Raw genomic sequence first — 21,278 nt, forward strand, 5'->3', positions numbered from 1 at the left:
AACAAGAAGAGGTCCACGTCACATTCGACGTGGACCTCTTCTTACGTTCAGTGGCACCGACCCGCCATGCTCGCCTCGCGGCAAGTGGTCGCTCTAAGCGACGAAGGTTGGGCCCGGGGGCTTGGATCGAGCCGGTGCCGTACCCAGGCTAACAAACAGATCCCGTAAGGCCATTCCCGTACGGGAGTTGTTTTTGGGGCGCCAGTTCCCCGCGCCCCCGAAAGGCGGGGGCGCGGGGAACTGGCGCCTTCAGTCGCGCAGCAGGTCGGGGACGCCCCGGGCGTCCGGCTCGTCCCGCTCCCCCGACACCAGGGTCAGCTGTTGGGTCGCCCGGGTGAGTGCGACGTACAGCACACGCAGCCCCGCGGGGCTCTCGTCGGCGATCTCCGCCGGTGAGACCACCACCGTCGCGTCGTACTCCAGGCCCTTCGCCTCCAGGCTGCCGAGGGCGACGACGCGGTCGCCGAGGCCGGCCAGCCAGCGGGCGGCCTCGTCGCGGCGGTTCATGGCGACGACGACACCGACCGTGCCGTCGACGAGGTCCAGCAGGCGGGCGGCCTCCGCGCGGACCGTGCGGGACAGGGATTCCCGTGCGGCCGTGACGAAGCGGGGCTCGACGCCCGTGGAGCGGACCGCCGAGGGGGATTGCGAGCCGGGCATCGCCAGCGCCAGCACCTTCGCCGCCAGTTCGGCGATCTCGGCCGGGTTGCGGTAGTTGACCGTCAGGGTGAAGCGGCGGCGGGGGCGGGTGCCCAGGGCCTCGTCGCGGGCCTCGGCCGCCTCGTCCGGGTCGGACCACGACGACTGGGCGGGGTCTCCCACGACCGTCCAGGTGGCATGGCGGCCGCGGCGGCCCACCATCCGCCACTGCATCGGCGTCAGGTCCTGCGCCTCGTCGACGATGACGTGCGCGTACTCGGTCCGCTCCTGCGCCAGCCGCTCGGCCCGCTCCCGCTGGGTCTCCTCGCGTACGGGCATCAGCTCGTCCAGGCCCGTGAGCTGGTCCAGGGGGTCGAGCTCGCGTTTCTTCCTCGGGCGGGCCGGGAGACCGAGGATCGCCTGGAGTTCGTCGAGCACGGCGATGTCGTGGACCGAGAGGCCGTCCCGCTTCAGGGAGCGGGCGACCCGGCGGACCTCGCTCGGATTGAGGATGCGCCGGGCCCAGCGGCCGAGGCGGCGCTCGTCGGCCATGGCGGCCAGCACCCCGCGCGGGGTCAGCTCGGGCCACCAGGCGTCGAGGAAGGCGATGAAGTCGTCCTCGCTCGCGATGTCCTCGTCGAAGGAGGAGCGCAGCTCGGCGGCCAGTTCGGGGTCGGTGTGGCGGCCGGCCGCACCCGACCGGGCCCACAGGGCGTCCAGGAGCAGCTTGCGGGCGCGGGGGCGCAGGAGATTGACGGGAGCCGTGCCGCCGAGCGCGTTGTGGCGGACGCGGTCCAGTTCGGGGGCCTCCAGTTCCAGACGGCGGCCGAAGGCGACGACGCGGAGGCGGGTGGGCGCGTCGCTCGACTCCAGCGCGCCCCGGGCGGCCTTCCGCAGCACCTTGAGCATGCGGTACGAGCCCTTGGCGCGGGCCACGGCCGGGGAGTCGTACAGCGTGGCCTCGGCGCCGTCGACCAGCGAACCGATCGCGCGGATGGCGACCTGGCCCTCCTCGCCGAGGGAGGGCAGGACGCCCTCGGTGTACGCGACCAGCAGCGGGGTCGGGGAGACGATCAGGATGCCGCCCGCGTACCGGCGCCGGTCCTGGTAGAGGAGGTACGCGGCGCGGTGCAGGGCGACGGCCGTCTTGCCCGTGCCCGGGCCCCCCTCGACGTACGTCACGGAGGCGGCGGGGGCCCGGATCACCAGGTCCTGTTCGGCCTGGATGGAGGCCACGATGTCGCGCATGGTGTGGCTGCGGGCCTGGCCGAGGGCGGCCATGAGGGCGCCGTCGCCGATGACGGCCAGCTCACCGCCGTCGAGGGAGGCCTTCAACTCGGGGCGCATGAGGTCGTCCTCGACTCCGAGCACCTTGCGGCCCTTGGAGCGGATGACCCGGCGGCGTACGACGCGGCCGGGGTCGACCGGGGTCGAGCGGTAGAAGGGGGCGGCCGCCGGGGCCCGCCAGTCGATGACCAGCGGCGCGTACTCCGAGTCCAGGACACCGATGCGGCCGATGTGGAGGGTCTCGGCGATGTCGGCGGTGTTGTCGGGGCGGACCGCGCCCTCGGCCGGTTCGACGGCGGTGTACGCGCCGTCCGGGCCCTTCTTGCCGTCCCTGCCGAGCAGCAGGTCGATACGGCCGAAGAGGAAGTCCTCGAACTCGTTGTTCAGGCGGTTCAGATGGACGCCGGCGCGGAAGACCTGGGCGTCCCTCTCGGCGAGCGCACCCGGGGTGCCGACCTGACCGCGCTTGGCCGCGTCGTTCATCAGGAACTCGGCCTCGTGAATCTTCTCCTCGAGACGCCGGTACACCCGGTCCAGATGTTCCTGTTCGACGCCGATCTCCTTCTCACGCACCGAGTCGTGAGCGGAGTCGAGCGTTTCCTGCTGAACCTGAGCGGCCACCCGGGCCCCCTTCTGACGTGCTGGGCAGCCGTCTACCGTACGCGAAAAGGACCCCGACAGGCTATGTGCCCGACCGGGGTCCGTTCGCCGCTTGTCTCAATCCGTCACGCCTTGACCGAGACGAGCTTCTTCCCGCTGAAGGTCAGGACCTCGAAGTGGTCGATCTCGTCAGGGGTGAAGGCGGCTCCGCCGTGGACGTAGAGCGGGTTCTTGGCCTGCTCGGTCTTGGCGTTCTTGATGCCGTAGCCCCATTCCGGGACGGACCAGGAGGTGACCGTCTCGCGCTCGCCGTTCTTGCCGACGGCGATCAGCGAGCACTTCTCCGGACCCTTGACGTTCTTCAGCTCCAGGACCGCGTGCGTGCCCCAGGCCTTGGACTCCATGCCGACCGTGGCGCTGACCTGGGTGGACGCGTCGGTCCCCGAGACCTTGTCCTTGGCCTTCATGTGCATGAAGGAATCCTTGGCCGGGCTGGAGAGCACATTGGCGTTCTGTGACGCCTCGTCCCCGCCGCCCGTCGTCGCGAACACCGCCGTCGGGCCGCCGACGATCAGGGCGACGCCGGCCGCCAGCATGAAGAAGTTCCGTCGGCTCTTCTTCGCGCGGTGCTGGACGACCTCGCCGACCAGTCGGTCCGCGAGTCCCGTGGTCGGTTTCGCGGACAGGGACTCGCCGATCGCCGGTGTGCCCTGGGCGGCGGGCAGGTCCGCGAGCGCGGCCAGCATCGGTTCCATACCGGCCAGCTCGTCCAGCTGCTGACCGCACCACTCGCACGTGGCGAGATGCATCTCGAACTGGGTGGCTTCGGCGTCGTCCAGTATCCCGAGGGCGTAAGCGCCGACGGTTTCATGGATGTTGTCGCCGGAACCTTGGGCTCCTTGCACAGACCCGGGCATTCCCGGTCCATACCCCCCGTAGATGTTGCTCATGCCGTCACCCCGCGCTCCTCTAGAGCCAGCTTCATCGACCGCAGGGCGTAGAACACCCGGGAGCGGACGGTGCCACTGGGGATGCCAAGCGTCTCGGCCGCCTCATTGACCGTACGCCCTTTGAAATAGGTCTCGACCAGGACCTCCCTGTGGGCAGGGGTCAGGTCGTCCAGCGCGTCCGACAGTGTCATCAGCCACAACGCCTTGTCGATCTCGTCCTCCGCGGGGATGACCTCCAGCGGCGACGGGTCGACCTCCTGCGGCCGGGCCTGCCGGCTGCGGTGGCCGTCGATGACGATGCGGCGTGCGACCGTCACCAGCCAGGGGCGTACCGATCCGGTCGCTCGATTGAGCTGACCGGCGTTCTTCCAGGCCCTGATGAGAGTTTCCTGCACAACGTCCTCGGCACGCTGGCGGTCGCCCGCGACCAGACGCAGCACGTACGCGAGCAAGGGTCCAGCGTGCTCGCGGTACAGCGCGCGCATCAGCTCCTCGTCTGGCTCTGAGGGCTGTGATGCGCGATGTCGGGCCCTGTGCGGGCGTTCATCGGCCACAGCGGAATCCTTGCGCACGGCTACCTCCGGTGTCCGGGGGTTCCCCCAGTCGGTCGCTCACATCGGGATACGTAGGTAATCAGTTGTGTGTTCAGAGTTGAGCCACAACTTTCTCGATTCAACGCGGGGAAGGTGGGGCCAGTGGGGGACAAGTGTGTCCATATCCGCGCTTAAACCGGCACGCATGGGCGGGAATTGTGAAGACACCCGCGTCGCGATGTGAAAAACAGCACTGCTGCTTCTTTACGGAGACCAGACGTTTGCCCAACTGCCGGGCCGGGTAGGGCGGATGGGCATTTCCGCCCCAACTACGCGCGGGCCAGGCCTGCTCGGCGGCGATGGCGGGCCACGCGTTCGCGGTTGCCGCAGATCTCGCTGGAGCACCAACGGCGGCGCCGGCCGCGGGAGGTGTCGACGTACACGATGGGGCAGTTGTCGCCCGCGCACTGGCGCAGGCTCGCGCAGGCGTCCGGGTCGGTGAGCAGCTCCACGGTGTCGCGGGCGATCAGGGCGAGCAGGGTCGCGCACTCCGGGGTGTGGTCCAGGGCGCGGGTGAGGGTGCCGTCGGCGGTGCGGACGGCGCGGGGGGCCGGAGTCGCCGCGCGGGCCAGTTCGTTGACCCTCGCCAGGGAGATGTCGAAGGGGCGGGAGTCGGGCTTGCGGTCCGGTTCGGCGCGGACCAACCGGCCGATGTGTCCGCGGAGTTCTCGGAAGCCGACGAGCCAGTGCGGGGCGATGTGGTCGAGGGGGGTGCCCTCGGGGACCAGGCCGGCGGCGGTGATCCAGGTGCGCAGGCTGTCCGGGGAGTCGAGTTGTTCCTCGGGGTGGGTGGTCGCGAGGAAGTCCAGGCAGAGGTGGCCGCAGTCGAAGCGGGGGGCGTGTGCCATGTGCCTGTCACCGCCTTGGGTTCGCCGGCCGGTGGGGGTGCGCCTCAGGGGTACGTACCCCCTACAGTGCCTGGGCGCACCCTGGGCTGGAACCCTTCGGTGTCCGGGCGGATTTGCTCGCCCCCGCCGCCCCTACCCGTCCCTCCCCAGGGGCTGCGCCCCTTCGACCCCCGGCTGCGGGCCCGGTGGGGCTTCTCCCGCAGTTCCCCGCGCCCCTCAGAAGAGGGGCTGCGCCCCTTCGACCCCCGGCCGCCGGCCCGGTGGGGGCTGGTCGCGCGGTTCCCCGCGCCCCTGAGAAAGCAGGGGCTGCGCCCCGTGCTTTTCCACCACGAATCGCCCGCGGCCGAACGACCCGCCGTACTCCCCCTACGCGTCGTACTTCGTGTCCGCCGCCGGGTCCAGGGCCAGGCGGTAGCCGCGTTTGACGACGGTCTGGATCAGTTTCGGGGTGCCGAGGGCCGTGCGGAGGCGGGCCATGGCGGTTTCCACGGCGTGTTCGTCGCGGCCGGCGCCGGGGAGGGCCTTGAGGAGGTCGGAGCGGGCGACGACCCAGCCCGGCCGGCGACAGAGCGCGCGCAGCAGGGACATGCCGGCCGGGGGGACGGGGCGGAGGGCGCCGTCGACGAGGACCGCGTGGCCGCGGATCTCCACGCGGTGGCCGGCGATGGGCAGCGTGCGGGCGCGGCCGGGCAGTTCCTGGCAGAGGAGCTGGACGAGGGGGCCGAGGCGGAAGCGCTCGGGCTGGACCGTGTCCACGCCGTGGGCCTGGAGCGGAAGGGCCGTCACCGGGCCGACGCAGGCGGGGAGGACGTCGTGGTTGAGGGCGTTGAGCAACTCCGGGAGCAGGCCCCGGTCCTCGGCACGGGAGAGCAGGGACGCCGCCGCCGGGGCGCTGGTGAAGGTGAGGGCGTCGAGACCGCGGCAGACCGCGGAGTCGAGGAGACGGTCCACGGGGGTGATGTCCTCGGGGGGCATCCAGCGGTAGACGGGCACGCCCACGACCTCCGCTCCCGCGGCGCGCAGTGATTCCACGAAGCCGGGGAGCGGTTCGCCGTGGAGCTGGATGGCGACCCGGCGGCCTTCCACACCGTGCTCCAGCAGACGGTCCAGTACTTCGGCCATCGATTCGGAGGAAGGGGACCACTCCTCCGTGAGACCCGCGGCCCGGATCGCGCCCTTCACCTTCGGTCCGCGTGCCAGGACTTCGACGCCCCGCAGCCGGTCCAGAAGGGCCTCGCCCAGGCCCCAGCCGTCCGCCGCCTCGACCCAGCCGCGGAAACCGATGGCGGTCGTCGCCACCACGATGTCGGGCGCCTGGTCGAGCAGGTCCTTGGTCGCGGCGAGCAGCTCGCTGTCGTCGGCGAGCGGCACGATGCGCAGCGCGGGGGCGTGGACGACCACGGCTCCGCGGCGCTGGAGGAGCGCCCCGAGCTCGTCGGCCCGGCGGGCGGCCGTGACCCCCACGGTGAACCCCGCGAGCGGCCCGTGTTCCGGCTGCGCTGTCCGATCCATCAGATGCGTCCTGTCTGGTCGATCGGCTCGATCTGATCGCTCGGGTCGCTGTTCGTCGTACATGGCTCTCGTCCCGCACTCGAGTCGTTGTACCTGGCTGGGGCACCTACATGCCGAACGAGCCTGTCAACGGTGCGTGACAGGCTCGGTTCGGGATGATGTCGCTGGTGTTACGTCACGCGTGTCACCGCATGGGCGATGTCACACCTCGGCGTAGCTGAGCTGCGGCTTCGACTCCGTCGTGGCCGTCGTCGCGGAGGTGTTCGAAGCCGTGCGGCGAAGGTATACGGCCCAGGTCACCGCGAAGCAGAGGCCGTAGAAGGCGAGGAAGGCGACGAAGGCGCCGGTGCCGGAGCCGACCGAGAGGAAGGACTGGCGGAAGGCCAGGTTGATACCGAGGCCGCCGAGCGCGCCCACCGCGCCGATGATGCCCATGGAGGCACCGGAGAGACGGCGTCCGTAGGCCGCGGCCTCCTCGCCCTCCAGGCCCTTGGCGAGGGCCTTGGCCTGGAAGATGCCCGGGATCATCTTGAAGGTGGAGCCGTTGCCGAGTCCGGTGAGGACGAAGAGCGCGATGAACGCGGTGGTGAAGAGCGGCAGCGACTTCTGCATGGAGGCGATGACGATGATCCCGGTGGCGGCGGCCATGCCGACGTAGTTCCACAGGGTGATCTTGGCGCCGCCGTACTTGTCGGCGAGCGCGCCGCCGAGGGGGCGGATCAGCGAGCCGAGCAGGGGGCCGATGAAGGTGACGTAGGCGGACTCCAGGGGCGTACGGCCGAACTGGGTCTGCAGGACGAGGCCGAAGGCGAAGCTGTAGCCGATGAAGGAGCCGAAGGTGCCGATGTAGAGGAAGGACATGATCCAGGTGTGGGCCTCCTTCACGGCGTCCTTCGCGGCACCGGTGTCGTTCTTCACAGACGAGATGTTGTCCATGTAGACCGCGGCGAGGACGGCGGCGATGACGATGAAGGGGATGTAGATCCCGAGCAGCACGCGCGGGCCGCCACTGGCTCCGATGACGGCGAGACCGATGAGCTGCACGACCGGGACACCGATGTTGCCGCCGCCCGCGTTGAGACCGAGCGCCCAGCCCTTCTTCCGCAGCGGGAAGAAGGCGTTGATGTTCGTCATGGAGGAGGCGAAGTTGCCGCCGCCGATGCCGGCGAGCATCGCGCAGATCAGGAACGTGTTGAACGAGGTCCCCGGCTCCATCACGACGAAGGCCGCGACGGTCGGGACGAGCAGCAGGCTCGCCGAGACGATCGTCCAGTTGCGTCCGCCGAAGATCGCCACCGCGAAGGTGTACGGGATGCGGACGATGGCGCCGACCAGCGTGGCCATCGACACGAGGAAGAACTTGTCGGCCGGGGTGAGCCCGTACTCGGGGCCCATGAACAGGACCATCACCGACCATACGGTCCAGATGGAGAAGCCGATGTGCTCGGAGAGGACCGAGAAGATGAGGTTGCGGCGGGCGACCTTCTCACCGGTCTCGTTCCAGAAGGCCTCGTTCTCCGGATCCCAGTGTTCGATCCAGCGGCCTCCCCTGCTTGCGGCGGGGGCTGTGCTAGGGGCTGTCATGACGCCTCCACGGTTCTCCGGCTCGGTCCTGCAAAGGGGGTGATGAGGGGTGATGAGTCCCGAAGGTAGGGACAGCGCGTTTCCTGCCTGTGGCACCGGGTGACCGGAAAGGAACTTTGCTCTCACGGATGCGTGGACCGGCCGGTGAGGAATCGGTGAGCCAATCGCCACAGAGCACCACATCGGGCCTGCGCCGAGGGACTCGCCGCAGGCCCGCAAGGGGGTCAGGGCCTTCTCACGCCACCTTCGGCGCGGCCCGCATGCCAATGTAGGCACACCGGGTGCCGTCGCTCAGCGTGGCGAAGACCACAGGCATCCAGTCCTCCGCGAACGAGGCGCCGCCGCCCGCGCCGGCGAAGACCGTGTCCGACAGGGGGACGAGCTCCATCTCCAGGTCCGGCGAGTAGCCGACCATGCCGTCGACGAAGGCGTAGGTGAGGTGCGGGGTGCCGTTCCTCTCGCCGATCGTGATGACGACTCCCTCCCTCTTGTACGTACCGGTCCAGGGCGTGATGTCGACGGCGGGCGGCTCGGCGGCCGGGGCGAACGGCGCGGGCATAGTGATTCCGGCCAGCTCCGCCATCAGCTCGCGCAGCAGATCGGCGTAGAGCAGGCGGGAGGAGCCGCCGTTGGTGAGCAGCGCGACGGCGACGCCCTCGGTCGGCACCACCCGGAGGAAGGCGTACTGGCCGGTCGCGGCCCCGTCGTGCCCGTAGCCCGGAACACCGTCCCAGTCGTACAGGGTCCAGCCGAGGCCCCAGCCGTCGGCGCTGACCGTCCACTTGTCGGGTACGTCGGTCTCGCGGGCCCGCATGGCGGTCACGGTCTCGGGGCGGAGGATCCCGCCACCGCCGTCGAGGTGGGCCTTCGCGTACCGGACGACGTCACCTGCGGTGGCGAGCACCCGGGCGCCCGGTCCGGCCGCGCGCGGCATCAGGTCCCAGGCCGGCGCCGGGACCTGCGTCCCGTCCTCCCCCGCCAGGTGACCCATGGCCACGCGGAACGGCAGCGCCTCCTCCGGCAGCGTCATGGTGTGCGCCAGCCCGAGCGGCGCGAACACCCGCTCCTTCAGCGCCTGGTCCCAGGTCAGCCCGGTCAGCACCTCGACGATCCGGCCGAGCACGACGTACCCGATCCCGCTGTACGACACCGCCGTACCCGGCGGGCAGTCCATCGCCACGCCCTTGGCGGCCTCGACGTACCTGGCGATCGCGTCGTCACCGCGCCCCGTGTCGATATGGAAGTCGCAGGTCAGGCCGCTGGTGTGGGACAAGAGCATGCGGGGCGTGATGACCTCGGTGGCCGCCGGGTCGACCGTCGCGAACTCCGGCAGCACCTTCACCACCGGGACGTCCAGGTCGAGTTCGCCGGACTCCACCAGCTGCATGACGAGGGCGGCCGTGTAGACCTTCGCGATCGAGCCGAGCTGGAAGACGGAGTCCGTGGTCGCCTCGACGCCGGTCGCCCGGCTCAGCACCCCGCTCGCCAGCTCGTGGACCTCGCCGTCGACGAGGAAGGCGAGGGTCGCGCCGGGGACGTCGTGGGTGGCGCGGAGGGTGTCGAGGCGGCGCTGCCAGTGGGCGAGGTCGGGGGTGCGGGTGGGGCTGGCGGTGCGGGCGGTGTGCGACATGGCTTGTCCCTTCGGGGGCGGGTCGTGGTTCGGCTTCGGTTCGGCCGTCGCCGCACACTGTGCGGCGATGAGGAACACTGTACGCACTGCGAACAGTGTTCGCAAGGAGGGACGCTGTTCGGGTGCCCGCAGGCCGCGGGTCGCCCTGCGCCATGGGGCGCGTCACGGACGCTGGATGTGTTCTTGACGTCCTGCCACCGGGCGAGCAGCGCCCGCCGTGTGAAGAGAGAAGGACAACTGCTCCGGATCGTGAGCGGCGTGCAGTTTCTCCGATTGCAGGACCTTTTGACCGGACCTAGGCTTGAATGAGCCCTCGACCAGAAACGAAGCGGCGTTCACGCGACTACAGGCAGAGTTTGACTCACATACCAAAGCAGCCTGCCGAGACGTGGGCCCCTGCATCTTCGGTAGAAAATCCGGAGCAGCCCTCCTAGGCTAGGTCGACAATCATGAGTGGCACGAAGCACACATACTCACCACAAGACTTTCTTTATGCGCTGCGGCGAGATGAATTCGCAGCGGATAAACCCCCGATCATCGGCATCGCTAAAGCGGCAGACCAAGACGAACGGATTCTATTCAGCGAGGACCGCGTCGAGTGGGTGCCCCTCGAACTCGACATGATCGAAAGCATCGAAGTACTCAAGGGCACAGAGGCTGACGGCGATGGAGTGCCTGTACGCCTATACATGAAAAAGCCTCAGTCTGCAGAGGCGGAAGCGTACTCACGACTTGTTGAAGCAAATCGACGTCGGCGCGCCATACCAGTCGCCATACCAGTTGGGTCGGTGATATCTCGCGAAGCAGGACGAGTGCCGACGAGGCATCACCCACCCCGGTACTACGTTCCTGGCTATTTCGCAGTGTGGTGCGCATATGAAAGCCAATTCGTTTCCGAGGCGTCCAAGGACCGAAATCTATTGCGGGAACAAGCCAAAGAACATGCCCGGGAGACGGGTCACTACGCCCCCGTAGAACGCTACTGGGAATGGTGGGAGGACATCTAGGATAGATCGCTTAACTCCATCCACTGCGTAACCCTCGGAAAATCAGCCCTACCCGGTACGTTCCTTCCTGCCTCCCGGGGAATACCGGTGCACGCTTATCACTCGGTGGCCGATCCTCGCTTCGACGGCGGGCAGCCGGGCGGCCGGTTCCGGGTTGAGCTGGGCGGAGCGGACGAGCGCCGACCGCGACGTGCCGCAGGGTGTTCGAGGCCCTCAGCCGGGCTTGACGTGCTGGGGCTCCTTCTGGCCGCGGGCCTTGTGGGTCTCAGCGAGGGCGCGGCGGCGACGGCACTCGGGGCACGGACACGTGACCGTACTGGCCGACAGCCCCTCCTACGGCGATTTCGGCGCGGCCCGTGGTCAGACAGCTACGCATCGGGGCTCCGCCCCCGCCCCGCCCAGCTCGAACCACATCAGCTTCCCTCCGCCTCTCCCGAGGCTCCCGCCCTCCACCGGCCAGCACCCCCACCGGTCGGCGCACTGCCGGATGAGGAAGAGGCCTCGGCCGTGGTCGATGTCCGTCGAGGGGGAGGGTGGGACCGGCGCGGCATCGGGGTCGTCGAACGGAGGGGGGACGTACGCGCTGTCGTCCCAGACGAAGACCCGCAGACGCCCGCCACCGAGGGCGACCAGGCGCACGGAGGAGGGTCCCTTGGTGTGCTGGTACGCGTTGGTGACCAGCTCCGAGGTCAGCAGTTCGGTGACGTCGACGATCTCGTGGAGGCCGTGGCTCGACAGGATCGCCCGTACGGTCACCCGGGCGATGCGGGCGGCCCGGGGGTCACAGGGCAGGCGCAGGGCGTACTTCCAGCATTCGGGCGAACGGGAGTCGAGCGGGGATACGGTGACCATGAACACCTCCGGGGAGGAAGGGGACTTGGGCTCGCTCAACGGCCATGGCTCAGCGGTGGCAGTGCCTGGGGTGGTGCGCTTCCGGCTTACAGGCGGGGCCAGTTGGGCGGTACGTGTCCACCGTAGGACAGATGGTTAGATGGATCTAACCAAACTAACTGAATGCATCACCGTTTCACTCTTGTGAGGGATGCACACCGCTGAGGGGAGATGTCGTGCCGCCCACGAACAGTCCTACGCTGCGCCAGCGGAGACTGGGCGCCGAGCTGCGTAAACTCCGCGAGCGCGCAGGGCTGACCGCGACCGGTGCCGCCACACTGCTTGGGGTCAACCAGGCGCGCGTCAGCATGATGGAGACCGGCCGCACCCCCATCAGCGCCGACCGAGTGCGCTCCATGGCCCGGGCTTACGACTGCTTCGACGAGGCGTACGTCGACGCGCTGGCAGCGATGACGGGACGGCGGACGCGCGGCTGGTGGGAGGAGTATCGCGAACACCTCCCGGCCAGCTTGATCGACCTCGTGGAGCTTGAACATCACGCGGCCTCACTACGGGTGGCCCTGTTCGTCCATATTCCCGCGCTGCTCCAGACCACCGAACACGCCCGGGCACTCTTCCGGACGGTGGTCCCCCCACTGCGGCAGCACGAGATCGAGCACCGTCTGACTCACAGGATCAAGCGACAGGGAATCCTCTACCGGAGCAGCCCCACCCCGTATCTGGTCACCATCCACGAGGCGGCTCTGAGGATGGGATTCGGCGGCCGAGCCGTGGCCGTCGAACAGCTCAGGCACCTTGTCGACATGAGCGAACTCCCCCATGTCACCATCCGGGTCATCCCCTTCGGCGATGCGAGCTTCCCAGGCGCGGGGCAAAGCATCACCTACGCAGCCGGACCCGTTCTCCAGGTTGACACCGTGCAATTGGACAGCCACCACGGTTGCGAGTTTCTGGACAGTGAGGCCCAGCTCGCCAAGTACCGATCAGTGATCGACGGCCTGGAGGCTTGCGCCCTCGCGCCGGAGAAGTCCCGAGATCTGATCCACAGCATCGCGAACGACCTGTGAAAGGCACCGGCATGTCCAGGCTTCACTGGCAGAAGTCCACCTATTGCGGCGACGCCTCCAACTGCGTCAACCTCGCCACCGCACCCACCGGACACCTTCTCCTCCGCGAAAGCGACACCCCCACCACCATCCTCACCACCACCCCAGCCCCCCTCCGCTCCCTCATACGGACCCTCAAGGGAGCGGAGGTGAAGAGGTGAAGAAGGGTCAGCTCGACGCCTCGCCCACATAGCTGAGCGTGTCCGTGCCGCCGGCCTCCCAGGTGATGACCACGTCGTCGCCGGAGCGGCGGACCGTGGCGAAGGTGACGTCGTCGTCGCTGACGTTCTTCGAGGCCATGGGGGTGAGGGCCATGCGGAAGTTGTTCTCGTCGCGGTACTTGCCGACGCCGGTCATGATGCCCTTGCCGCCGACCATGTCGATGTAGGACAGCGGGTGCTGACCTTCGGCCTCCCCGGTGGTCTGCTCGGCGCCGATCGTCAGGGTTCGGGCCTCGTCGTCCTGCCACTGGCCCTCGACACCCTTGGCGGGCGCGGTGCTCGAACCGCCGTCGTCCAGACCGCCGTCGGGCGTGGTGGCCTCGTCCGTCGCCTCCTCGGTGGCCTCCGACTCGGACGGGCTCTCGGACTCGCTCGCCTGCGCCGAGACACTCTGGCCGGGCTTGGCCGTGCTCTCGTCGTCCCCGTCGCTCGTGAGGAGGAAGACGCCCCCGCCGATCACCGCGAGCGCCGCCACGGCGGCCACGACGATCAGCGCGACTTTGCCTCCGCCACCACCGGAGGGCGGGGGCGGCGGCGGGTAACCCCCGTACTGGGGGCCGTAGTTGGGCGCCCCCGGCATACCCGGCGCCCCGTACGGCTGCTGCGGAGCCGTCCCGTACGGCTGCTGCGGAGCCGTCGCGTACGGGTTCGGCGGCTGACCGGGGACCTGCCCCGGGGCCGGCGCCTGGCCGGGCACCTGGCCGCCGGGCGGGGGCGTGTACGGCCCCGGGTACGGCTGCTGCGGCGGCTGGGCGCCGTAACCGTCGTACGGCGGCTGGCCGGGAGGCTGAGTCATCGGCGGGGGTCACTCCTTGAGTCGTCGACGAGGCAAGAAGTGCGCGGAACACCTGCCTCCAGCGAGCCCAACATCCACCACCCGCTCAGTCGTACGCAAGTGCGTATCCCGGTTGGTTACGCGGTCAATACATGACCGACCGTCCCCAAGCTCCCCGCCGCTTCACGACCTTCGCGGACTCCGCCCGCGCCCCGCACCGTTCGGCCACAACCTCGGCCTCCGCCGGGCCGCCAGATCCTCCGCCCAGCCGAAGGCGACGACGCAGCAGGCGATCAGCAGCCAGGTCACGACCAGCACGGGCCAGACGCTCTCCAGCAGCCACGGGACGTTTTGTTCGAGGAACACCACGCTCCACAGCCGGTCCCACTGGGTCGCGGCGATCAGGATGCAGGTGTTGTGCCAGAGATAGATCGTCACCGCACGGGAGTTGAGGAGGGTGATCAGCCCGTCCCAGCGGCGCAGCCGCCCCGGCCACTCCTGCCACGACGGGCTGATGTGCAGCAGGAGTGCCACCGTGGCCAGGGACCACAGGGACTGGGCGAACGGCATGCTGTCCAGGTCGTTGCCGTTGCCGAAGTCGTGGTTCAGGGCGTACCAGAGGCCGAGCAGGGCGATCGCCGGGGCGACGGACGGGACGATGTACCGGGGAAGGCGCTTGAGCAGGCCCTCCTGGTGGGCCATGCCGAGGATCCAGCAGGCGCCGAAGGTGCTGAAGTCCGTCAGTCCCGAGTCGAACCGCTCGCCCGGCAGATCCAGCCAGCCCAGCTCGAACACCCCGGCCAGCGCGATCGGCGCGAAGACCGTCACCAGCGGCACCGCCCGCAGCGCGCGGAGCAGGACCGGGGAGAGGACGACGTACCAGAGGTAGGCGCGGACGTACCAGAGGGGTCCGGCCAGCTCCACGGCCCAGTCCGCGCCGATGAGGCCGTGCACCCCGGGCAGGCCCTCGGCGTACGGCGGGTCGCTGATCGGGAGGATCCAGAACATGAGGTGGAACCACCACCAGAGCGGATGCCCGTCCGCGTCCGGCCCCCAGCCCTGGGCCACCATCCCCGTCACGCCCACGACGCCCAGCAGCCACACCGGCGGCAGCAGCCGGCGGAGCCGGCCGCGGATGACGGCCGGTGCCGGGCGCTTCAGCGAGCGCGCCATGAGGTTGCCGGCGAGCGCGAGCATCACGCCCATGGAGGGGAAGAGCAGGGGCAGCCAGGCCCAGCCGGTGAGGTGGTAGAGGACCACCCGGAAGAGGGCGAGGGCCCGCAGGAGGTCGAAGTAGCGGTCCCGGCCGGGGGCGGCCGGGGCGGGCGGGCTCTGGGGCGTCGAGTCCTGTGTGAGCGTGCTCATCCGACCGGCCTCCGCTCTCCCGACTGCGGCTGCGGTACGGCGGCCGCCTGTTCCTGCGGCTCGCCCGGCAGCCCCACGGCCCCCGTCCGGCGCAGCTTCTGCCAGCGCAGCCGGCCGCCGGTCAGCGCCGTGATCCACGACTGCAGCAGGACGACGTACATGAGCTGGCGGTAGAGGATCTGCTGGAGCGGGAGCGAGATCAGGTGCGTCATGCGCTCCTTGTCGAGGTGGAACGCCAGCGCCGCGCACACCACCTGGACGGCCAGGACGCCCAGCCAGGCGCCGATCGTCTTCTCCGTGGGCCCGAAGATCAGCCCGTAGAGCAGGAACACGTCGATGAGCGGGGCCAGCAGGGGGGCCACGACCATGAACAGCGACACCAGCGGCAGGCCCACCCGCCCGAAGCGGCCGGAGTCGCCGCGGTCGAAGAACGAGCCCCGGTGCTTCCAGATCGCCTGCATGGTGCCGTACGACCAGCGGTAGCGCTGCGACCACAGCTGCTGGACGGATTCGGGGGCCTCGGTCCAGGCCCGCGCGTTCTCGGCGTAGACGACGTGCCAGCCGTCGCGGTGCATGGCCATGGTGATGTCGGTGTCCTCGGCGAGCGTGTCCTCGCTCATGCCGCCGACGCGTTCGAGGGCCTCGCGGCGGAACGCGCCGACCGCGCCGGGGATCGTCGGCATGCAGCGCAGGACGTCGTACATCCGGCGGTCGAGGTTGAAGCCCATCACGTACTCGATGTGCTGCCAGGCGCCGATGAGGGTGTCCCGGTTGCCGACCTTGGCGTTGCCCGCCACCGCGCCGACCCGGGGGTCGGCGAAGGGCTGGACCAGCTCGCGGACGGTGGAGCGTTCGAAGACCGTGTCGCCGTCCATCATGACGATCAGGTCGTGCCGGGCGTTGGCGATGCCCCGGTTGAGGGCGGCCGGCTTGCCCGCGTTGAGCTGCCGTACGACGCGGACGCCCGGCAGGTCCTGGCTCAGCTCCTCGACGATCCGGGCCGTGCCGTCGCTGGAGCCGTCGTCGATGACCAGCACCTCGATGGGATGGTCGCTCGCCACCAGCGAACGGACCGTCTTCTCGATGCACTTGGCCTCGTTGTACGCGGGGACGAGCACCGACACCGCTTCCGTGACGGGCCCGTCCGGACCCCAGCGGAAGTTCCGGCGGCGGACCCGGCGGGCGTGCGCGATCGACAGGATCAGCATCAGGCCGAAGCGGGCGAGGACGAGGACGCCGACGACCGCGAGGGCGACGACGAGGACGCTCGTCGTCCTCTCCGAGACCTGCACCAGCGTCACCCAGACCTTGCCCTTCACCAGGCCGAGGCCGGTGACCGGGGTGTGCGCGGTGGGCGCCTTGAGGGCTTCGGTCAGGGTGTCGAACTTGTAGCCCTTGACCTGGAGTCGGGGAATGTACCGGTCCAGCGCGGCGACGGTCTGCGAGCGGTCGCCGCCGGAGTCGTGCATCAGCACGATCGCGCCCTCGCCGCGCTCCGGCATGGACCGGCGGATGATCACGTCGGTGCCCGGCCGCTGCCAGTCCTGGCTGTCGGTGTCGCTGACGACGGTGATGTAGCCGCGGCTGCCGATGTACCGCGTCACCGGCCAGGTCCGGTTGTCCATGCGCTCCGAGAACGACGAGTACGGCGGCCGGAACAGCGAGGTGCGGATGCCGGCGGCGCCCGCGAGCGCGAGCTGGTTCTGGGACAGCTCCCAGTCGATGCGGTCCTTGGTCTGGAGCGAGAGGTCCGGGTGGTTGAAGGTGTGCAGGCCGATCTCGTGGCCCTCATCGACCATGCGCCGGACCAGGTCCGGGTAGCGCGAGGCCATCGTGCCGGTGATGAAGAAGACGGCCTTGGCGTCGTGCTTCTCCAGCATGTCCAGGACCTTGGGGGTCCAGGTGGGGTCCGGCCCGTCGTCGAACGTCAGGACCAGCTCGTAGTCGGGCACGTCGAGGCTGCGCTGCTGTCCGGAGCGGGTGTCGATCACGGGCCCGCCCTTCAGTATTTTCTTCGGCACCTCGTCGTTCGACACGGGCGGCTGGACCCGGTGGTCCGCGAGGATCTCGCTGTGCACGTAGCCGCGCAGCATGAGCATGGCCATCAGGGCGAGGAGCAGCACACAGGGCAGCAGATAGCGCAGCGGCACACGCCGCCCGGAACGCTTCCGCGGGCTCTTCCGCGGGCTCTTCCGCGGGCTCTTCCGCGGGCTCTTCCGCGGGCTCTTCCGCGCACGCTTCGAGGAGTCGTTCACCGTGCTGTCGGAGGTGCCGCCCTCCCCGCTCTGCGACGAACGCGGTACGCGGGTACGGCTCTTGGCGGCACGCGAGGGCGTGCCGCCACGTGGGGAGCGGGTCATCAGGCGGGGCTCTCCGGGTTCTGCGGGCTCTGCGGGCTCGACGGCTCCTGCGGGCTCTGCGGGCTCTCCGACGTCGACGGCGCGGGCTCGACGGGCGCCGGCGACGCCGGGCCGTCGGCGACGGTGTCCGTGCCGGAGCCCGGAGCGGGGGCGGCGGAGTCCGAGGGCTGAGGCGACGGCGAGGCCGAGGGGCTGGGATCGACCTTCGGCGGCTCGGACGCGGAGGCGGACGGCTCGGGATCCTTCACGCTGGTGCTCGGCTTCGGCTGCGGCTGCGGCGCCACACTGGCGCTGGGGCCGGCCGAGGGCCTGGCGCTCACGGACGTCTCCGGCCGCTTGGCCCTGCCCGACGAACCGGTCGGCGACTTGCCGCCGGGCGAGGAGGTCGCTCCCGTACGGCCCGCGCCCGGACCCGAGTCCGGTACGAGGCCCTCCGCGGTGTCGGCCAGGTCGTCCGACTCGGCCGGCAGCGGAGGTGTGTCCACCTTGCCCGCCGGCTTGTCGGCCTTCTGCATCGGCACCGGCAGCCAGGGCGCGTCCGAGTTGCCCGACACCAGCGTGCCGACGATGACCACGGCGTACGCCGCGCAGGCGGTGCCGACGGCGATACCGAGCCGCCGGTAGAGGTTCCTGCGCCGTCCCGACTCGTCGACGAAGACCGGACCGTCGGAGTCCTGACCGGCACCCGCCGCGTCCCCGTCCTTGCCGGCGTGCCTGCCCGGCTTGTCGTCCACTTCACGCCCGACACCGTCGAGTTGGACGGTCACCTCGTGCGGATCGTGATTCCGGCCGGGCTGGTCGGGCTGTTCCCAGGGCGCCGGAACGACACCGGACCGCCCCGCCGCCCGCTCCGCCGACCCGGAGGCCCCGGCAACTCCGGAAGCCCCGGCCACTCCGGAAGCCCCGGCAAGTCCGGCAGCCCCCGAAGGCTTGGCAAGTCCGGCAGCCCCCGAACGCTTGGCGGCCCCGGATGCGCTCGGCTGTCCGTGGGCCCCCGCCCCGTGGTCCCTCTCCACCCGGGACACCGCTCCCGTTCTGCCGGCGGCCTCGGGCCAGACCACCTCGTCCGCCGAGCCGCTACCACCACGGCCTCGGTCAAGGCCCTCGCCATCGGTCCGCTGCGGCTGAATGCCCTTGGGCCAGTTCTCGACGTGCACGCACTTCCCCCCACGGGATCGTTCCGGGTGCGTGTCCGATGGCTGGCTGTCGCACTTTCCTGTACCGGACCGGGCCCCCACCCGATCCGGGGCGCCCCGCACATCACACGCACCTGGATCAACGAATGTAGGGGTGGGAGAGATGTGCACGTGTGTGATGTCAGGTGAAGGTCATCATGATGAGTGCATCTGTGACCGGAATCCACCCGTCCTCCGGATCTGACAGCCATACTTCCGCCCCCGCCAATTCGGCGGCGGCCCGCCGCAGCGCGTCGAGCCCCGGATGGGCGAGCCCCTTCCGCCACACCAGCGAGACGGGCGACAGCGGTACGGGGGCGACGAGCGGCCGCGACACCGTGCCCGGCATGGGCGGGAAGTCCACCACCGCCAGCACCGGCGTCCTCGTCTTGGCCATGATCCGCTGGAACTCCTCCTCCCCCACGGCCAGCGGGGCGGGCGCCGCGACCTCGATCCCCCGCCCCTCGAACAGTCGCTCGGCCAGATCCGTCCACTCCGGCGTACGGGGATTCCCGGCCCCCGCGTACACCCGCTCACCCGCGAGTTCCGCCAGCGGTACGGCGTCCAGCCCGGCCAGCCGGTGGTCCTCGGGCAGGATCACCGTCATCGGCTCGTAGCGCACCGGCTGCTGTTCGAGCCGTGCCCGCACCGCCGGTTCGAGCCCCGCGAACCTCCCGAACGACACGTCCAGCCGCCCCGCGAGGATCTCGGCCGCCGCATGGGTCAGCCCGCTCTCGTACCGCGCCATCAACTCCAGCTCCGGCACGAGCTCCCGGGCCCGGCGCAGCACCCGCACCCCCGTGGCCAGCCCCGGCGAGTTCAGATCCACCAACAGCGGCCGCACCTGCCGAAACGCGGCCACCAGCTCCTCCTGCGCCGCCAACACCCGCCGCGCATGGGGCACCAGCCGCTCCCCGTCCCCCGTCAGCGCCACCTGCCGAGTACTCCGCACGAACAGCTCCACCCCCAACTCCCGCTCCAGCCGCCGGACATCGCGACTGAGCGCCTGCTGGGCGACATAGAGCCGAGCGGCGGCCCGGGTGAAGTGCAACTCCTCGGCGACGGTGAGGAACGCGCGGAGAAGGCGGGGCTCGACGGCATAGGGGGCAGCGGACATCCGGCGAATTTACAACCGGGGTGCGTGAATGGCCACGGAGTAGGTGTTGGACGGTGGATCACGGGCCGGGCGACGGTGTACCCCATGCCGCAACCGCCTTCCAGGAAGCCCTCGGCTCCCCTGCTGACCGTCACCGCCGACACGCTGGTGGCAGCCGACTTCACGCCAAGACGCCGCCCAGGAGGAGCGCGCCCCAAGGGGCGCGGGGAACTGCGCGACCAGCCACGACAGACCCGCGGCCGCCGACGAACACCCACCCCCGGCCCCTCACACGCCACCACCCCCGGCCCCTCAGGCGCCACAACCCCCTACCGCGCCCTCTTCCGCATCCCCGGCGCCCGAGCCTTCACCGCCGGAGGCCTTCTCGCCCGCCTCCCCATGGGCATGTTCGGCGTGAGCGCGATCCTCATGATCGCCGGCTCCCGCGGCTCATACGCCCTCGCCGGCGCGGTCGTGGCAACGGGCCTCGCCGCGACCGCCCTCGTCGCCCCCTGGACCGCCCGCCTGGTGGACCGCCACGGCCAGGCGAGGGTGGCCGTCCCCTCCACCGCGCTCGCCCTGCTCGGCGGCCTCGCCCTGATCGCCTGCGTCCACTGGAACGCCCCCGACTGGACCCTCTTCGCCTCCTACGCGGCCACGGCCACGACCCCCAACACCGGCGGCATGTCCCGAGCCCGCTGGGCCCACCTCCTGAAGGACGACCCGGCAGCACTGCACACCGCCAACTCCTTCGAACAGGCGGCGGACGAACTCTGCTTCATGCTCGGCCCGGTGATCGCGGCCTTCCTCTGCACCGCCCTGTTCCCCGAGGCCGGCACCCTCGTCGGCGGCATCCTCTGCATGACCGGCGTACTGATCTTCGCCACCCAGCGCGCCACGGAACCGCCCCCCACCGGCCGTACGGCCACCAGGTCCCCCCTGCGCGCCCCGGGCATCCCGCCCCTCCTCGCCGTCTTCCTCGCCACCGGCGCGGTCTTCGGCTCCCTGGAGGTCGTCACCATCGCCTACGCGGACGCCCGGGGCCACGCCTCCGCGGCGGGCGTGATCCTCGGCCTCCAGGCGGCCGGTTCCTGCGCGGCGGGCCTGGCCTACGGCGCGCTCCGGGTGACGGTCCCCGCGGAACGCCGCTTCCCCCGCTGTCTGGCCGCGATGACCGCCCTGATGGCCCTCCCCTGGCTCGCCGCCACCGTCACCGGCTCCCTCCTGTTCCTCGCCCCGGCCCTCCTCCTCGCCGGCATGGCCACCGCCCCCACGATGGTCACCGCCATGTCCCTCGTCCAACACCGCACTCCCGAGGGCCAGTTGAATGAGGGCATGACGCTCGCCGTCACCGGCCTGCTCGGGGGCATAGCGGGCGGATCGGCGCTGGGCGGCTGGGTCGCGGACCACACGGCGGGCACCGGCACGGCAGGCTTCGCGGTGCCGGTGGCCGCGGCGGCCCTGGCACTCCTGATCGCCTCGGCACAGCGCACGGCCGAAGGAACCGCCACCGTTCGCCCAGTCGAACGCCCCACGAATTCCCGTCCGCACCATTGACGCGCCCTTAGCCCGCCCTTACCTTCCGTCGAAGCGCTTCGACGTCACGCATCGAAACGATTCGACCACGCCGTTCGACGATCGTCGTACGGCCGCCGCGTGACGTCCCGAGACCCATCCG

Annotated in this window: 17 protein-coding genes; 4 read left to right on the plus strand and 13 right to left on the minus strand. The window is 70.3% G+C overall.

The window, feature by feature from the left end; translation table 11 throughout:
* Nucleotides 1-249: 249 nt before the first annotated feature.
* From OG272_RS19215 to OG272_RS19245, 7 genes are all read right to left on the minus strand, one after another.
* The gene (locus tag OG272_RS19215) at nt 250-2,547 is read right to left on the minus strand and encodes a UvrD-helicase domain-containing protein (RefSeq protein WP_327729469.1); all 2,298 of its coding nucleotides are present in this window, start codon (nt 2,545-2,547) and stop codon (nt 250-252) included.
* A gap of 104 nt (nt 2,548-2,651) precedes the next feature.
* A complete protein-coding gene (locus OG272_RS19220) occupies nt 2,652-3,443 on the minus strand; it encodes a zf-HC2 domain-containing protein (protein WP_327729468.1) in 792 nt (263 codons plus the stop codon).
* Between the two features lie 29 nt (nt 3,444-3,472).
* Nucleotides 3,473-4,048 (minus strand): sigma-70 family RNA polymerase sigma factor, encoded by a 576-nt coding sequence (locus OG272_RS19225; RefSeq protein ID WP_013003188.1) that lies wholly within the window; start codon nt 4,046-4,048, stop codon nt 3,473-3,475.
* Between the two features lie 290 nt (nt 4,049-4,338).
* On the minus strand, nt 4,339-4,917 hold the full coding sequence (locus OG272_RS19230; RefSeq protein WP_405894177.1) for a CGNR zinc finger domain-containing protein: 579 nt from the start codon (nt 4,915-4,917) through the stop codon (nt 4,339-4,341).
* Nucleotides 4,918-5,283: 366 nt separating this feature from the next.
* Nucleotides 5,284-6,429 carry a uroporphyrinogen-III synthase gene (locus OG272_RS19235; protein WP_326582426.1) on the minus strand — a complete coding sequence of 382 codons (1,146 nt, stop codon included), beginning with the start codon at nt 6,427-6,429 and terminating at the stop codon, nt 5,284-5,286.
* Nucleotides 6,430-6,630: 201 nt separating this feature from the next.
* Entirely contained in the window at nt 6,631-8,013 is a 1,383-nt protein-coding gene (locus OG272_RS19240; protein WP_405894179.1) for a nitrate/nitrite transporter, read from the minus strand.
* A gap of 235 nt (nt 8,014-8,248) precedes the next feature.
* On the minus strand, nt 8,249-9,643 hold the full coding sequence (locus OG272_RS19245; protein WP_326582424.1) for a serine hydrolase domain-containing protein: 1,395 nt from the start codon (nt 9,641-9,643) through the stop codon (nt 8,249-8,251).
* Between the two features lie 449 nt (nt 9,644-10,092).
* Here OG272_RS19245 and OG272_RS19250 point away from each other — a divergent pair, with 449 nt between their 5' ends.
* The gene (locus OG272_RS19250) at nt 10,093-10,650 is read left to right on the plus strand and encodes a hypothetical protein (protein ID WP_327729464.1); all 558 of its coding nucleotides are present in this window, start codon (nt 10,093-10,095) and stop codon (nt 10,648-10,650) included.
* A gap of 360 nt (nt 10,651-11,010) precedes the next feature.
* On the opposite strand, the gene OG272_RS19255 is transcribed toward OG272_RS19250, so the two are convergent.
* Entirely contained in the window at nt 11,011-11,502 is a 492-nt protein-coding gene (locus OG272_RS19255; RefSeq protein ID WP_327729463.1) for an ATP-binding protein, read from the minus strand.
* Nucleotides 11,503-11,717: 215 nt separating this feature from the next.
* On the opposite strand from OG272_RS19255, the gene OG272_RS19260 reads away from it, so the two are divergent.
* Complete coding sequence (locus OG272_RS19260; RefSeq protein ID WP_326582420.1) at nt 11,718-12,569, plus strand: helix-turn-helix transcriptional regulator; 852 nt, start codon at nt 11,718-11,720, stop codon at nt 12,567-12,569.
* An 11-nt stretch (nt 12,570-12,580) separates the two neighbouring features.
* Nucleotides 12,581-12,769 carry a DUF397 domain-containing protein gene (locus OG272_RS19265; protein ID WP_405894182.1) on the plus strand — a complete coding sequence of 63 codons (189 nt, stop codon included), beginning with the start codon at nt 12,581-12,583 and terminating at the stop codon, nt 12,767-12,769.
* 7 nt (nt 12,770-12,776) lie between these two features.
* Here OG272_RS19265 and OG272_RS19270 read toward each other — a convergent pair whose 3' ends face one another.
* The 5 genes from OG272_RS19270 to OG272_RS19290 form a co-directional block, all read right to left on the minus strand.
* Nucleotides 12,777-13,625 (minus strand): hypothetical protein, encoded by an 849-nt coding sequence (locus tag OG272_RS19270; RefSeq protein WP_405894184.1) that lies wholly within the window; start codon nt 13,623-13,625, stop codon nt 12,777-12,779.
* A 162-nt stretch (nt 13,626-13,787) separates the two neighbouring features.
* On the minus strand, nt 13,788-14,969 hold the full coding sequence (locus OG272_RS19275) for an acyltransferase (RefSeq protein WP_405894186.1): 1,182 nt from the start codon (nt 14,967-14,969) through the stop codon (nt 13,788-13,790).
* A complete protein-coding gene (locus OG272_RS19280; protein ID WP_405894188.1) occupies nt 14,966-17,329 on the minus strand; it encodes a glycosyltransferase in 2,364 nt (787 codons plus the stop codon). Before OG272_RS19280 ends, OG272_RS19275 begins: the two co-directional genes overlap by 4 nt.
* The gene (locus OG272_RS19285; RefSeq protein WP_405894190.1) at nt 17,329-18,096 is read right to left on the minus strand and encodes a hypothetical protein; all 768 of its coding nucleotides are present in this window, start codon (nt 18,094-18,096) and stop codon (nt 17,329-17,331) included. Before OG272_RS19285 ends, OG272_RS19280 begins: the two co-directional genes overlap by 1 nt.
* A 550-nt stretch (nt 18,097-18,646) precedes the next feature.
* On the minus strand, nt 18,647-19,621 hold the full coding sequence (locus OG272_RS19290) for a LysR family transcriptional regulator (protein ID WP_327729457.1): 975 nt from the start codon (nt 19,619-19,621) through the stop codon (nt 18,647-18,649).
* Between the two features lie 84 nt (nt 19,622-19,705).
* Here OG272_RS19290 and OG272_RS19295 point away from each other — a divergent pair, with 84 nt between their 5' ends.
* Nucleotides 19,706-21,157, plus strand: a complete 1,452-nt coding sequence (locus OG272_RS19295) for an MFS transporter (protein WP_405894192.1) — start codon at nt 19,706-19,708, stop codon at nt 21,155-21,157.
* The last annotated feature ends 121 nt before the right edge of the window (nt 21,158-21,278 follow it).

Source organism: Streptomyces sp. NBC_00104, from assembly GCF_045160825.1.
GTDB lineage: Bacteria > Actinomycetota > Actinomycetes > Streptomycetales > Streptomycetaceae > Streptomyces.